The following is a 14,110-nucleotide window of genomic DNA, read 5'->3' as shown; positions in this document are numbered from 1 at the left end:
TTTTCATCAGTTGCTACTCGTTGCGGGAAGGTACTGTGCGACCTCATAGGATTGAGCGAAGAATGCTTTTGCGGATTCCATGTCTCGCTTCTCGCTCAATCCCACATCCACCCAGGCTCAAATTGAGTACCCAGTTCTGACAGAGTCCGTTAATCAGATGACTCACTGAATAGCGATGGCTGACCTATTGAAGCATCCAACCCGCAAATTGTTTTTCAACGGCTTTCAAGGGATCGGCGATCGCAGAGAATGCACTCTGAGAAACTGGATCGGGATAGACATCATCAATTCCTGTCTCAATTGCCTGCAAAGCGGCTTTAGCTACTTCGCTCGGAGCAATTTTTTCTGCAGGAACGGCTTCAGCCATTGCCGTATCGACCGGTCCAGGGAATACACCAATCACTTGCGTTCCCTGCTGTGCCAGTTCTGCGCGAATGCGTTGGGTTAAGGAATGGAGCGCGTCTTTGGAAGCACTGTAGCAGCTAAATACAAGTGCATTAGCAACGGCTACCACTGACATCATATTGACGATCGCACCGCCACCGTTGCGCTCTCAGACGCAGGGTTGAGGCGGCTAAGCCAACATTGTAGAACCATCGCCACAGCTTGTCGGCTGCTTTAGGGTCATTCTCGTGAATGCTGGTAGCAAGGATATGATCTTTAAATTGTTTAATTCATTCTCCGCACGTCGTTGCAGAAGAAGAACCGCTAGCAGAATCCAGGTAATCAGCCCATTCAAAGGTCTTCGCAGCCAATTTAGCGCTACCATCTTTGCCTCAGCCTCGGCTTGTTTAGGCCCTTGATGGTTAGCATATATGCCCAACGGAATCCTTTGCTGATGATCCTTAGTTTTGATTGAGTCTGTTTTTGGCAGCAGCGTAGCTATCAGGCTAATGCGATCGCCCCGTAGCTGTAGGGCAACTCCCATTTTTGCTGCTTTCAATCTGGCATTGGCTTTTCGGACTTCCTCTTGAATGTTCATGTCCAATCGAAATAGAGACACAGAGACAACGTAGAGACGCAAATAGAGACAGGGTGTTTTTAGCCCAAAACCCAGTGATTACAATGGTTTAAAAGAATAAGAAGAAGAAAATAGAGACAACTTTTTCTTTTCTGCTCCATTTCCTTTGATCCGTAGTTCTGAAGCTTAACGGATTACAATCAGAGATTGGCTTAAGTTTGGCTTAAATTTAGGGCAGAAATTGAAAGAATTGAGTGCGATTTAGAAGATAGACATCCCTCCAAATCACACCCGAAACTCTTGACGCTTATGAATTTTGGCGAAAGCTGGTGACAAGACTCGAACTTGCGACCGGCTGATTACAAATCAGCTGCTCTACCAACTGAGCTACACCAGCAATATGACTAATATATCAAATTGGGCGATCGCCTTCCAACAAAATCGCCTTCCAATAAAAAAACCCAGCAGCCCCTTGCTGGGTTAGTTCAATCAACGTCACTTACAGTTATTAAGGTAACGGCAACCGATGGTCTATCGCCTCATTCCAACGGCTCACCTAGTTGGGTGATTTTCACCAATGTTGGATTTTGAGTTCCAAATTTGAGTAAACCGCTACAACTTCATCTTTTACCCTTGCGCTGCCGCCTCAGTCTTTGCCTTATCAAGCTTCAGCACTAGTACGCCTAACGGTGGCAAACACAGATCAATCGAGTAAGGGCGATTGTGGTAAGACCATTCCTCTGCCCACTTACCGCCCAAGTTGCCCATGTTGCTACCGCCATATTCCCGCGCGTCGCTGTTAAACAGCTCTGTATAGAAACCAGGTTGAGGCACACCGACCCGATAGTGGGAATGGGGCTGGGGGGTAAAATTGCAGACCGTAACCACAAAATCTTCAGAGTCCTTAGCTTTGCGAATGAAGGAAACGACGCTGTGGCGATTGTCGCTACAGTCGATCCATTCAAAGCCGTCAAAGCTAAAGTCATGCGTATACAGAGCTGGCTCGTCGCGATAAAGCTGATTTAGCTTGGTAATAAAATGCTTCAGCTTTTGATGCGGCTCGAACTGGAGCAAATGCCATTCCAGGTCGCCCCAGACATTCCACTCGCTCCATTGCCCAAACTCCATGCTCATAAACAGTGTTTTCTTACCCGGATGGGTAAACATGTAGGCATAGAGGCAGCGCAAATTAGCAAATTTCTGCCATTCGTCACCTGGAATCTTGCCGATCATGTTGCTCTTGCCATGCACCACCTCATCGTGGGAGAGCGCCAGCATAAAGTTTTCGCTGAACGCATACATGATGCTAAAGGTGACATTGTTTTGGTGGAACTGGCGGAACCACGGGTCCATGCTGAAGTAATCGAGCATGTCGTGCATCCAGCCCATATTCCACTTCAGGTTAAAGCCTAAGCCGCCAACGTAAGTGGGCCAGGAAACCATTGGCCAGGAGGTCGACTCCTCGGCGATCGAGAGCGCTCCAGGGAAATAGCTAAACAGAGTATGGTTGGTCTGGCGGAGGAAATCGGCTGCTTCAATATTTTCTCGTCCGCCGTACTGGTTCGGCAGCCATTCACCGGGTTCGCGGCAGTAGTCAAGGTAAAGCATGGAGGCAACCGCATCTACCCGAATGCCGTCAATGTGGTACTTGTCAAACCAGAACAGGGCATTGGCAACCAGGAAGTTACGCACCTCATGGCGGGCATAGTTGAATACTAGCGTTCCCCATTCTTTGTGTTCACCTTTACGGGGATCGGCGTGTTCGTATAGGTGGGTGCCGTCAAAGTTAGCCAATCCATGTCCGTCTTTAGGAAAGTGCCCGGGCACCCAGTCCACGATTACGCCAATGCCGTTTTGGTGGCACTGGTCGATAAAGTACATCAAGTCTTCCGGACTGCCATAGCGCGAGGTGCAAGCATAGTAGCCCGTCACTTGATAGCCCCAGGAACCATCAAACGGATGCTCAGCGATTGGCAGTAGCTCGATGTGGGTAAAGCCCGTCTCCTTGACATAGGGGATCAGCCGATCTGCTAGCTCTCGGTAGGTCAGGAAGCGTGCTCCAGGCTTAAGTTCTGCCACAATAACGACGGGTTCGTCTTCGCCTGTGAGAGATTTGGCGGGTTCGGCGGCTGAAGCGTGTAGCCAAGAGCCAAGGTGAACTTCGTAAACTGAGATCGGCTGAGTCAGGGGGTCGGAGTGGCGACGCTGTTCCATCCAATCGCGATCGCCCCATTCATACCGATCCAAATCCGCCACAATAGAAGCCGTCTTAGGACGCACTTCCTGCTGAAATCCATAAGGGTCAGACTTCTCGTAAATATGACCCGTCTCATTCTTAATCTCGTACTTATAGCAGTCACCAACTTTTAGCCCGGGCACAAATAGTTCCCAGATGCCGCTCGAACCTCGGCGCATCTGATGCTTACGACCATCCCAATAGTTGAAATCGCCCAAAACGGAGACGTTTCGCGCATTCGGTGCCCAGACTGCAAAATAAACGCCTTCAACCCCTTCAATTTCGGTCAGGTGAGCGCCTAACTTTTCATAAATTCGGTGGTGGTTGCCTTCGGCAAACAGGTGAATATCAAAGTCCGTTACCCGGGGCGATCGAAACGCATAAGGATCATAGATGACTCGCTCATGCTCCCCTTCCTTAACGCGAAGCTGATAATTAGCAAGTTCAGGGCGTTCTAAAGTGCATTCAAAAAAGTGCGGATGATGCACGGTCTGCATTGGGTACTCGGCCCTTTCTTCTGGCAATACCACCCATGCTGCGCTGGCATCAGGCAGATAAGCCCGCACCACCCAGACAGCTTTGCCGTTGTCCTGAATTCGGTGGGGACCTAAAACCTCAAACGGGTCTTGGTGCTGGTTCCAAACAATCCGTTCGATCTGCTCTGGAGCGACAGTCATCGACATGAAACTACCTACCTAAATCGAGTTGTTGAACAGAGGTTAAAGGGACTTCAAAAATAAAAGATTACTCTTTTGGGTTTAACTTAGCTGCTTACTAATACAGGAATAGGGAAACCCTTAGAACCTGCCACTACTGCTGATAAAACTAAATCCAGCCAGTCTTCACATCAGTCTAGGGATGCAATCCTGGCGGATGGGGTCAGTTAGATGTCATCCATCTAAGGAAAGGAGGAAAGTATAAAGAATATGTAAGCATCTGTAATAAACCGTAGCAAATAGCGGTTAAAGTCTCAAATGTCGCATGGGAGAAATATTGGAAAATCCGTCTCCGCATCTCTTTTGCCTCTGCGTCTCTATAGTAGTGGTGCTAGGTCAACAACTGTGATAAAGATTTTGAGGCATTGCTGAATTGGGCAATTGCCAGCGCTTCCAGGTAAAACAGCATTGTTGAAGCTGCACTAGAATGAAGTATTGAGGAATTAACAGCCAGACGGGCTGGCGGATTTTTATATGTCTTTGCCTATAGTTGCTATTATCGGTCGCCCCAATGTGGGCAAGTCTACGCTTGTCAATCGTCTGGCAGGGGGAATGGATGCGATCGTACACGATGAACCCGGAGTGACCCGCGATCGCACCTACCGAGAAGCCTTTTGGCGCGATCGCGAATTTTCAGTCGTAGACACAGGCGGTCTGGTCTTTGACGACGACACCGAATTTCTGCCGTTGATTCGAGAGCAGGCAATGGCAGCTCTCGCAGAAGCCAGCGTGGCGATTATGGTAGTTGATGGTCAGGAGGGTCCAAATGCTTCTGATGAAGCGATCGCCACTTGGCTCAGGCATCAGACTGTTCCTGTACTGCTTGCGGTAAACAAATGCGAATCGGTCGAGCAGGGAGCAGTGCAAGCGGCAGAATTTTGGAGCTTGGGGTTAGGCGAACCCTACGCGGTTTCTGGCATTCATGGCAGCGGCACAGGCGATTTGCTGGATGCACTAATGATGTATCTGCCCGCTACAGAAGAATTGCCAGAAACAAACGAGATTCGAGTGGCGATCGTCGGTCGCCCCAACGTGGGCAAATCTAGCCTGTTGAATGCCTTTGTTGGAGAATCTCGTGCGATCGTCAGCCCCATCTCGGGCACCACTCGCGATGCGATCGACATGGTGGTCGAGCGTCAGGGGCAAATCTATCGCCTGGTTGACACCGCAGGCATTCGTAAAAAGAAGCAGGTCGAGTACGGCCCTGAATTTTTTGGCATCAACCGTGCCTTTAAAGCAATTCGACGGGCTGATGTAGTGCTTCTAGTGATTGATGCCATAGACGGTGTGACCGAACAAGACCAAAAGCTAGCCGGACGAATTGCCGAAGACGGACGTGCCTGTGTCGTCGTCGTGAACAAATGGGATGCTGTCGAAAAAGACTCCTACACTATCTATGCCTACGAAAAAACGGTGAAAGATCGACTGCACTTCACCGACTGGGCTGAAACGATCTACGTCAGTGCCATGACCGGACAACGGGTAGAAAAAATCCTGGAACTGGTCAACATTGCTGCAGAACAACATAAGCGTCGCGTTTCAACTTCCGTCATTAACGAGGTGCTGGAAGACGCGGTCAAGTGGCACACGCCTCCCACAACCCGACAGGGACGACAGGGCAGAATCTACTACGGCACTCAAGTGACCAGTCAACCCCCAACGATCGCCCTGTTCATCAACGATCCCAAGCTGTTTAACGACAACTACCGCCGCTACATCGAGCGCCAGTTTCGCCAAAGCCTTGGCTTCAATGGCACCCCTGTTCGTCTCCTCTGGCGCGGCAAGAAAATGCGCGAACTAGAGCGAGGCGCGAATCGGGCAACGAAGGTTAAAGGGTGAATCTGGGGCTGGGAACTGGGGAAAGAGGGAGAAGGACGCAAAGAGCAGGAGGGAATTACTTTTCTGCTTTTTAGAGTCTTTTGGTGGTGTTACACATTTGACGAATGATTTTCGTAGGGGCAAGGCAATGCCGTGTCCTTACAGTGGGCAATTCGCATACTAGGAATTTCCGCATCATTCTCAATTTGTGCAATGCCCTTTTGGCGACTTCTCTTTGAAAAATTGCCCAATGTTTGCAACGCTGTAGACTGGACTGAGCTTGTGAAACTTAGACATTGCACAGACAGAGACTTAACGATGCCAAACTCTCACAGCCGCAGGATTGGGCAGGTTAAGCCCATCTCCTCTGTTGGGTTCCGCCGCGCTTCACCCAACCTACGGTTCTGCGATCTGTAGGTTGGGTGGAGCAGAGCGAAACCCAACGCTTTAGACTTGCCGTACTACTACCGTTCTACAATTCCGTGATCTTCCCTAGCCCCCAGCCTCCTCCTAGTCCCTAATTACCCTCATGGATCTGCTGCGATCGCTCCCAATTGGGCTTTATCTCGAACAACCCGTCACCTGGCTCCATCGGATTGATCCCCGAATCAAACTGGTCTGGCTATTTGGATTTTTGCTCTCGCCGATTTCAGCGGGTCCAATTTGGCGGCTTTCACTGGTTGGCTGGCTGCTGCTGTTGACGCTGGCAACCCGAATTCCGTTTCGGGTTTGGCGGCAACAGATGGGGTTGGTGATCATCTTTAGCCTCCTGCTGTTTTTTGTCACCATGCTGGCTCCAGACGGCTTAAATGTAGGTCATCAGGGTCGGTTGCCCGAGAATGAACTTGCTTTTGTAGAAGCAACGTTAGAACCTACAGATGCGGCGGTGGAGGTGGCAGCTAGTGGATTGCCTCAGCCCACGGGCTATCAATATGTGCTGATTGAGCAGTCCCGAATTACGGTGACGCGGCGATCGCTGGAGTTAGCCATTCGCGCTGGGACGCTGATGTTTGTGCTGATCTACAGTACGAATTTGTATCTGCTAACCACTGCGCCTGAAGAGATCACTGCAGGACTGGATAACTTGATGCAGCCGTTGCGTCGATTTAACGTACCCGTCACTGAAATCGTGCTGACGTTGACGCTATCGCTGCGGTTTATTCCGCTGGTACTGGAGGAAATTCAGAATTTGGTGCGATCGGTTCGCACTAGAGCGATCAACTGGAAAAAATTGGGGCTTCGGGGCACGACGCAGATTTGGCTGGTGATTTCTGAGCGGCTATTAGACAACCTGCTGCTGCGGGCAGAGCAAATTGCTAGCGCTATGCAGGTGAGAGGGTTTACCAGTCCCAATCAGCATCAGGTGCGCTGGTATCAGTTTCGGCTGCGGCTATTGGATTGGGCAGTGCTGCTGGGTGCAGGCGCATTTTGGAGTGCCCGTTTTTTCTGGGGCCATCTGTGAGGGGCAATGCTGCAATCGATTCAACCCTGGCACTGGCGATCGCTTCCCCTTAACCAGCGCACTGGCTCAGACGTATTTGAGGCGCTGTTTCACCGTCCAGGTGGAGCTGCTGAAACGGGCGTGGGGGCGATCGCCACCCTGCTAGAAAGTCCTTCTGCCACTTCTATTCCTTCTGCTTCTTCCCTAGCGCGATACTCCATTTGTGCCGGAGCGCCCCGCTTTCAACAGGGGAAACCGCAGGTCTGGACACCCGCTGTCGGCAAGATTTTGCCTCAATTGCGACAGCTACTCCAGCATTCAACCACTCTGGAGATTCCCGATCCTGAACTTCCCTTTACCGGAGGCTGGCTGGGCTGGCTGGGCTACGACCTTGCCTGGGAAATTGAGCGGCTCTCTTCGCTCAACCCCGATCCTCTCCCCTTTCCGGTTGCCTACTGGTACGAGCCAGACCAATTTGCCATCCTCGATCACCACAGCCAAACCCTCTGGCTAGCCGCCACCCATTCCTCGCAACTCGACACCCTCCAATCACGCTTAGAAAGCCCTCCATTCGCCAATTCCCAATCCCTAATCTCTATTCCCCCCTCACTCCCCAAGCCTCACTTCCACACCTCTCAAGCCGACTACGAAGCCGCTATTCTTCAGGCTAAAAAATACATTCAAGCCGGAGACATTTTTCAGGCAAACCTCTCTCTGCGATTTGAGACTCACACTCTGGCAGATAACTGGTCAATCTACCGAGCCCTTCAGCAGATCAACCCTTCCCCCTTTGCTAGCTATTGGCAGACTCCGTGGGGAGCAATGATGAGCTGTTCACCAGAGCGATTAGTAGAATTGCGGGGACGCGAGGCTCAGACTCGACCGATCGCCGGGACGCGATCGCGAGGCAACACCCCAGAGCGCGATCGCCAGCAGGCTCAAGACCTGCTCGACAACGCCAAAGAAAATGCCGAACACATCATGTTGGTTGACTTGGAGCGTAACGACCTGGGGCGTGTCTGCGAATGGGGATCGGTTACCGTGGATGAACTGCTGACGATCGAACGCTATAGCCATGTGATGCACTTAGTCAGCAATGTCAGAGGCAGACTTCACTCAGACTGTGATGCGATCGCCTTGATTCGGGCTTTATTTCCGGGTGGCACAATCACAGGCTGTCCTAAAGTTCGCTGTATGGAGATCATTGAAGAACTGGAGCCCGTCCGCCGCAGCTTGTTCTACGGTTCCTGCGGCTATCTGGACTGGCGCGGCAACCTGGACTTAAATATTTTGATTCGTACCCTTCTCTCCGCCCCTGCTTCATCGCTGTCAGGTCTGACGGAGGGTGCAGCGGGCGATCGAGGGAATGTAATCTGGGGGCAGGTAGGAGCGGGGATCGTAGCAGATAGCAACCCAGAATTGGAGTGGTTTGAAGCACTACACAAGGCACAAGCACAACTAGCTGCACTAGCAATCAAATCTCGTAGTGTCGAGACTTATCAAGAGAAATAAACCCAGAAATGCCCTGATTTTGATAACATTTGATCAGGCTTTCTACAAATTTCTATAAATTAGGAAAAAGTAGCAAAGTCGACATAAATTAAGCAACGGTAAGTAATGTCCAGCCAGCGTTTTGACATCTACCTCCTAAATTTTTGCGTTTGGTTAGACCCGTTCTTTAACTCAATTCCCGATCCTATTGCTGCCACACAGCCCAAATTTGAATGAGTACTGAAACTTATCTAAATCATCCAACATTTGGTTTGCTGTTTAGGGTCTGTCTCGTCGAAGAAAGCCGCGAACTATTTGCTACGCTCTACGCCCAACGATTGTTCTTTCTAGTGACTACCGGACCAGGCGGAGTCCAGTTTGAACCAGTGGGTCGCAGTGATGCTCGAATTCTGGTTGAAAATCGCCTCCGCAATCTGCGCCGTCTGGGGCAGCAGCAGGAATATACTCAGCTTCAGGCGGCATACAAACAAACTTTTCATTAGACCCCCTACATGAATAGGGGCTACAGATGAAAGGGCACCCTGCGGAGCAGGGTGCCCTTTCATCTGTAGTCTCTTTTTAGAGATTAGAGAAACGTTGTAATTTGCGCTCAATTACCGCAATAAACAATCAGGTCAATTTCTACATTGCCCTGACCTGCCAGCCCCATCACTCCAACAGTGGTACGACTGGGACGGCGACTGGCGTCAAAATAAGACGCAAATACCTCATTGACAACCGCATAATCTCTAAAATCAGTGAGAAACAGACGAGCCATCACAACGGTGTCAAAGCTCGCGCCTGCATGGTCAAGCACAAGCTTCAGGTTTTCCATCACTCGTTTGGCTTGCTCGGCAATGGGTCCGAGAATAATCTCGCCACTTTCTGGATCTTCTGATAACTGCCCCGTTACAAACAAAAAATCACCTGCCCGCACAGCATGGGAATAGGGAGCTGGAGGCGGCAGCAGGTTATCTGGAAGCGTAATGAATTCAAGCATGGGCTACAGCGGTTTCGCGACTAAGGTTCCGGGTTCTTGCTGAATTGGCAGCACATCTAAAGTATCAGTTTGGGCGCAATATTTCAGGTCATCAATTACTCCCAAACGCAGCAATCGCTGACCATGACTGGCTTGGTGCAGTAACTCTAGCAGTTTGTCTTGCCACTGCGTATACAGGGCGATCGCCCCCACAACTTCATCGTTACCAGATAGCTCTTTTAGGGAAAGTCCCGTTTGAGTTAGCAAACTGTGGGCGATCGCGCCTGCACAAACCGTATCTTCTAAAGAAAAGCTACCCTCCCAGCCAGAGCCAGAGATCCAAACGGTTTCAGGCTGATGGCTGAGCAAATATTGCACAACCGCATTTCGGTTGACTAGCGCCGCCGTCAACACGACCGGGGCATTCTGAATGCGCTCTAGACAGCGAGTGCCATTGGTGGTGCTGATAAATAGACGTTTGCCGCTCACCCGTTCTGGGGTACAGTCCAAAGGCGAATTTCCTAAATCGCACCCTTCGACCGTAGCTCCCCCCCTTTCACCTGCGCGGAGTCGTTTGTCGGATGGCCACGCTTCACTGGTTTGCATCAACTGGTCGATGCTGCTAAAGACCTGAACCGCTTCAGCACCATTTGCCAAGGCACTTGCCATCGTCGTTGTAGCACGAAGCACATCAATGGCGATCGCACAATCAGGCACGTTATCACTAGGGGTAAGTTCGGGTGTATGGAAAACAAATAGCTTCACGAGTTGGCGCACCTGGGTTGAGAACTGCCGAAAACCATTCTAGGGTGATTAGGGTAGCAAATTAGCATTAAAGTTATTTCGGTGAATCAGTAGGAGCATACTCGGAAAACATGAAAGGGGGAAGCAAATATCAGCCACTACTGGACTACTTGCTTCGGAGCGATCGCCCTGAAGTCACGCTAACCTTTGCCGAAATTGAAGCAATCATGGCTGAAAAGCTGCCTGAATCTGCCCGCACCCATCGCGGCTGGTGGAGCAACCGCAGCAAAGGAGCCCTGCAAGCAACCTCCTGGATGAACGCAGGCTTCCAGGTCGCAGCGCTCGACCTGGATTCCGGAAAAGTCACCTTTCGCAAACCGCCAACTCAGTACATCGTGAAGCGCGTCGGCGACACCGTGATCTGGCACAGCGACTTAATCAAGGCACTCCGACAACATATGCAACTGTCGCAGACCGAGTTTGCCGAAAAGCTGGGCGTGCGACAGCAAACGGTAAGCGACTGGGAAACGAGGGTGTATGATCCCCGTCTGTCTACTTCAAAACATCTAACAATCGTGGCAGAGCAGGCTGGCTTTGAATATGTAGAAGAAAACGGACAGACTTATTCAGAAAACTCTTAACCAGCCTCTTCTCAATTGGATGACAGCCATTCGGCATTCGGTTGACACGATACACATAAGCGTGTATCGTGTTAATACTGCCCGATGAGCCAGTTTTCACAGCCATACCTTACAGCTATCTACCTTATAGAGAGTGTGCTCCCCCCAACTCTCCTGTAAGGTGCGGTGAAAATTCAGCAATTTTCTACTGGAATAGACCAGCGATTTTCTACTGGCTTTGCAGTGCAATGTCTTTGCAGATATCTTTGCAGTGCAATGTCTCAGACTTCGCCTGTATGAATGCTGCAAAGTGAAGCCTTTCATCGCTTGCTCTATACTCCCTGGGGGCATGGCAATGCCATGCCCCTACTGAAGGGATTGAGATCCGTGAATCATACCCGCATTCAGCAACGCCATCTCCAGCACTTCACGCTTGTTTGTCGCAGTGCCACCTCTGAAAACCCAGTTAGTACAAAAATACTATAATTAATAAAAAGGTTAACCCCGGAGGTGTTAGCCAGTGGATGCTAAATACAAAGCTGTTTCACGCAAAGGGCTAGTAATTTCACGCACGCCGACAACAGAAATTCGCCCTGGAGGAATCTTTAAGTACGTGGGGGCAGATCAAGGCTACGCTAAGCGGCTACCAGGGTACGTTTTGATTCACAAAAACAATCCTGAATACAAAATGCTGAAGCGAGAAGACGGTTTTCCGGAGGTTGCCTATGACATGACAATGGTAGAAGCACTGCCTCAGGATTACTGCTTGTTTTGGGTGGAGAAGGCTGATTTGCGCTCGCTCACTCCAGAAGAGCACCAGGAAGCACTAACCCAAATGGGCATCGAGATCCTGGAGCCAGAGTTAGAACCCGAACCCCACTCAGAACTGCAGTCGGTTCAATAGTTTATAGGGGCTTAGTGTTGCCGAATGAAGGGATCGTAACGGGCGATCGCTCTGTTGCCCTGATTTCAGGCATGAGCTACCTAAGGCTCAAAACAATAAGCCCTAACCTCGCGGTCAGGGCTTTGTTTTTTATATGCCAACCTTATAAAGCGTGGCTGGCGGTTTTGGTATAGATGTATCATCCTGCTTTCTTTTGCTCTGGCATAGTCGGTGATCTACCCGTCCTTATGGGTAGATATGGGCAAAGCAAAGAGCAATCATGCTCCTGTATTGGAGCACAATTTCTAACCCAAGGTTTTGCAATTTCTGCCAGATGAGAGAAAGAGAAAAACTGCTTGATCAGCCTTGATAGAGCAAGTGTGTTTTCCACTGTGACTATGAAAGATGTGCAAGCTAAACCCCATACCCACCAAGCGATTTTGGCAGGACTGACCGTGCTTCTGGTTGAGGATGAGCCTGACATTGCTGAACTATTTACGTTCATTCTTGAAGACTACGGAGCCGAGGTTATCCTATCTAACTCTGCTATTGAAGCTTTAGGGAAGTTGGGAGAACGACGACCAGACGTTCTAGTGAGCAACGTCAAGCTTCCTGAAGAAGATGGACGTTGGTTGATTGAACAAATCAGGCAGTTGGAGGGCGTATGGAGCGAGCTTCCAGCCATTGCTGTCACGTCTTATACCAGGGAGTACGACGCTGAAGGAGCATTAGAATCAGGCTTTCAACGCTTTATGCCCAAGCCCCTAGACCCAGATGAGTTAGTTCAAGAGATTCTCAAACTTGTTGGGAGAGGCAAGGCAGAAAAGAATGAGGACAATAGCTAAAGCCTTGTATAGGAATTCTCAATTGCAGTGCATACAGCAGTAACGCACCGTACCACTGCTGTATACACTGCTTTGTAGTCCACTCAAGCAAGAATCGCTATATTTCAACGGAGAGGGTGGGATTCGAACCCACGGTACCTTTCGGTACACTCGATTTCAAGTCGAGCGCATTCGACCACTCTGCCACCTCTCCTTCAGACCTCTTATCTTAACCTGAGTATCTGCATTGGCGAAACCATCCTGATTGTAGGACAGGAAGGTTTTTCTGTCTTAAACCCTTAAGAATCTGCCACTTCATACCGCTTCTACATGAAGCTGCCTAGTTCAAAACGCTCCAAACTAGGCAGCCTTAAAGAGAATTGGTATCAGTCATTCTTAAGTGGATGCAAGTTGTGCAACCGGATTAACCTGATAAAGAATTTGCTCAGAGTGCACGTCGAAATCTTGATTGAGCCAGGTCAGGGTAATTTGCGAAACCACGCCTGACTGAAGCGTGACGAGGGAAAAGTTTCGGAGGCGATCGCCCCCTTGCTCGACAATTCGAGGCACGCTCGCTGCATTCAGGTAGACCGTCCCTTCGGGGCTAGTGTGAACCATTTTGCGAAGCTGGGTCTTGGTGTGACGCAGCCTATGGTGCATGTGCCCAAAGGAAACTAGAGGAATCTTTTTCTGAGACAGACGGACTTGAGCGATCGCCTCTGCCAAGTCCGGATCGCCATAGTCACCGCCAATCGGCTGCCAATCTCTACCACAAGGATCTTCGGCTTTGTCACCCAAGCCGATTGGTCCACAGTGCCCAATAAAAATCAGGGCATCTTCAGTAGCACTTTCAGCCGCCGCTAAGATTTTTGCGGTCGATTCTGCAAAACTGCTGACTCCGTAACGTTCTTGATAAAACTCTTGATTCTTCCAAGTAGAGCCGCCCCAACTAAAGGGACGACCTCCCACCACGGTCAGCCCCAATTTTGGTAAATCTAGCTTGCCGTAACCGACATGGGCTACCCCCAGCAAATCTATTTGCTGCTGCACTCGGTCTTCTTTTTGGCGGTCGTAGGGACACTTTTTTCTGCCCCATTCCGTAGCGCTGTACCAGGCATCGTGGTTGCCAAAGATGGCGGCTTTGGGAATGCCGAGGGCGGCGATCGCCCGGACGACATCTACCGACTCATTGCCAAAATCACCAACCAACAGCACCAGATCCACGCCCAAATGCTTTAACGCCAGTTCATCATCGGCATCCCAGCAGTCATGGACATCTCCAATCACTGCGATCGTGAGTAATTCTGCTTGACCCTGGCTGCTCATGCCAACTCCCTTTATCCTCTGCTGATGTGCAAGTTGTGAGGGCCCACTTCAGAAGGATGCGCCTTCCACAA

General features: G+C 50.2%; 12 protein-coding genes, 2 tRNA genes and 1 pseudogene. 7 read left to right on the top strand and 8 right to left on the bottom strand.

Going from position 1 to position 14,110, the window contains the following annotated elements; genetic code table 11:
• Positions 1 to 184: 184 nt before the first annotated feature.
• The 4 genes and pseudogenes from H6F93_RS21310 to glgB all read right to left on the bottom strand — a co-directional run.
• Positions 185 to 535: pseudogene (locus H6F93_RS21310) on the bottom strand (SDR family NAD(P)-dependent oxidoreductase); the annotation flags it as partial.
• A 39-nt stretch (positions 536 to 574) separates the two neighbouring features.
• Positions 575 to 982, bottom strand: a complete 408-nt coding sequence (locus tag H6F93_RS21305; RefSeq protein ID WP_190685008.1) for a hypothetical protein — start codon at positions 980 to 982, stop codon at positions 575 to 577.
• A gap of 303 nt (positions 983 to 1,285) precedes the next feature.
• A tRNA-Thr gene (locus H6F93_RS21300) sits at positions 1,286 to 1,358 on the bottom strand.
• Positions 1,359 to 1,588: 230 nt separating this feature from the next.
• Positions 1,589 to 3,880 carry a 1,4-alpha-glucan branching enzyme gene (gene glgB / locus H6F93_RS21295; RefSeq protein WP_190645792.1) on the bottom strand — a complete coding sequence of 764 codons (2,292 nt, stop codon included), beginning with the start codon at positions 3,878 to 3,880 and terminating at the stop codon, positions 1,589 to 1,591.
• A gap of 507 nt (positions 3,881 to 4,387) precedes the next feature.
• Between glgB and der the strand changes: the two genes are divergently transcribed.
• The 4 genes from der to pipX all read left to right on the top strand — a co-directional run bounded on the left by der (position 4,388) and on the right by pipX (position 9,166).
• A complete protein-coding gene (gene der / locus H6F93_RS21290; protein ID WP_190685005.1) occupies positions 4,388 to 5,752 on the top strand; it encodes a ribosome biogenesis GTPase Der in 1,365 nt (454 codons plus the stop codon).
• A 508-nt stretch (positions 5,753 to 6,260) separates the two neighbouring features.
• Complete coding sequence (locus tag H6F93_RS21285) at positions 6,261 to 7,193, top strand: CbiQ family ECF transporter T component (RefSeq protein WP_190685002.1); 933 nt, start codon at positions 6,261 to 6,263, stop codon at positions 7,191 to 7,193.
• 6 nt (positions 7,194 to 7,199) lie between these two features.
• The gene (locus H6F93_RS21280) at positions 7,200 to 8,684 is read left to right on the top strand and encodes an anthranilate synthase component I (protein ID WP_190684999.1); all 1,485 of its coding nucleotides are present in this window, start codon (positions 7,200 to 7,202) and stop codon (positions 8,682 to 8,684) included.
• A gap of 212 nt (positions 8,685 to 8,896) precedes the next feature.
• Positions 8,897 to 9,166 (top strand): transcriptional coactivator PipX, encoded by a 270-nt coding sequence (gene pipX / locus H6F93_RS21275; protein ID WP_190684996.1) that lies wholly within the window; start codon positions 8,897 to 8,899, stop codon positions 9,164 to 9,166.
• A gap of 107 nt (positions 9,167 to 9,273) precedes the next feature.
• Here pipX and H6F93_RS21270 read toward each other — a convergent pair whose 3' ends face one another.
• Together H6F93_RS21270 and H6F93_RS21265 are read right to left on the bottom strand one after the other, a co-directional pair.
• Entirely contained in the window at positions 9,274 to 9,663 is a 390-nt protein-coding gene (locus H6F93_RS21270) for a RidA family protein (protein ID WP_190645797.1), read from the bottom strand.
• A 3-nt stretch (positions 9,664 to 9,666) separates the two neighbouring features.
• The gene (locus tag H6F93_RS21265) at positions 9,667 to 10,407 is read right to left on the bottom strand and encodes a 2-phosphosulfolactate phosphatase family protein (RefSeq protein WP_190684993.1); all 741 of its coding nucleotides are present in this window, start codon (positions 10,405 to 10,407) and stop codon (positions 9,667 to 9,669) included.
• Between the two features lie 110 nt (positions 10,408 to 10,517).
• On the opposite strand from H6F93_RS21265, the gene relB reads away from it, so the two are divergent.
• The 3 genes from relB (at position 10,518) to H6F93_RS21250 (ending at position 12,734) form a co-directional block, all read left to right on the top strand.
• Positions 10,518 to 11,027, top strand: a complete 510-nt coding sequence (gene relB, locus H6F93_RS34765) for a type II toxin-antitoxin system RelB family anti-toxin (protein WP_190684989.1) — start codon at positions 10,518 to 10,520, stop codon at positions 11,025 to 11,027.
• Between the two features lie 499 nt (positions 11,028 to 11,526).
• Entirely contained in the window at positions 11,527 to 11,910 is a 384-nt protein-coding gene (locus H6F93_RS21255; protein WP_190645800.1) for a hypothetical protein, read from the top strand.
• 377 nt (positions 11,911 to 12,287) lie between these two features.
• A complete protein-coding gene (locus tag H6F93_RS21250) occupies positions 12,288 to 12,734 on the top strand; it encodes a response regulator (RefSeq protein WP_242043549.1) in 447 nt (148 codons plus the stop codon).
• Positions 12,735 to 12,842: 108 nt separating this feature from the next.
• Here H6F93_RS21250 and H6F93_RS21245 read toward each other — a convergent pair.
• Positions 12,843 to 12,927: transfer RNA gene (locus H6F93_RS21245), tRNA-Ser, on the bottom strand.
• A 182-nt stretch (positions 12,928 to 13,109) separates the two neighbouring features.
• Positions 13,110 to 14,039, bottom strand: a complete 930-nt coding sequence (locus tag H6F93_RS21240; RefSeq protein ID WP_190684987.1) for a TIGR04168 family protein — start codon at positions 14,037 to 14,039, stop codon at positions 13,110 to 13,112.
• Between the last annotated feature and the right edge of the window lie 71 nt (positions 14,040 to 14,110).

The organism is Leptolyngbya sp. FACHB-671, assembly GCF_014695745.1.
GTDB lineage: Bacteria > Cyanobacteriota > Cyanobacteriia > Elainellales > Elainellaceae > JAAUTN01.
Note: the sequence above shows the minus strand (reverse complement) of the source record. Positions and strands in the feature narration are given on the sequence as shown.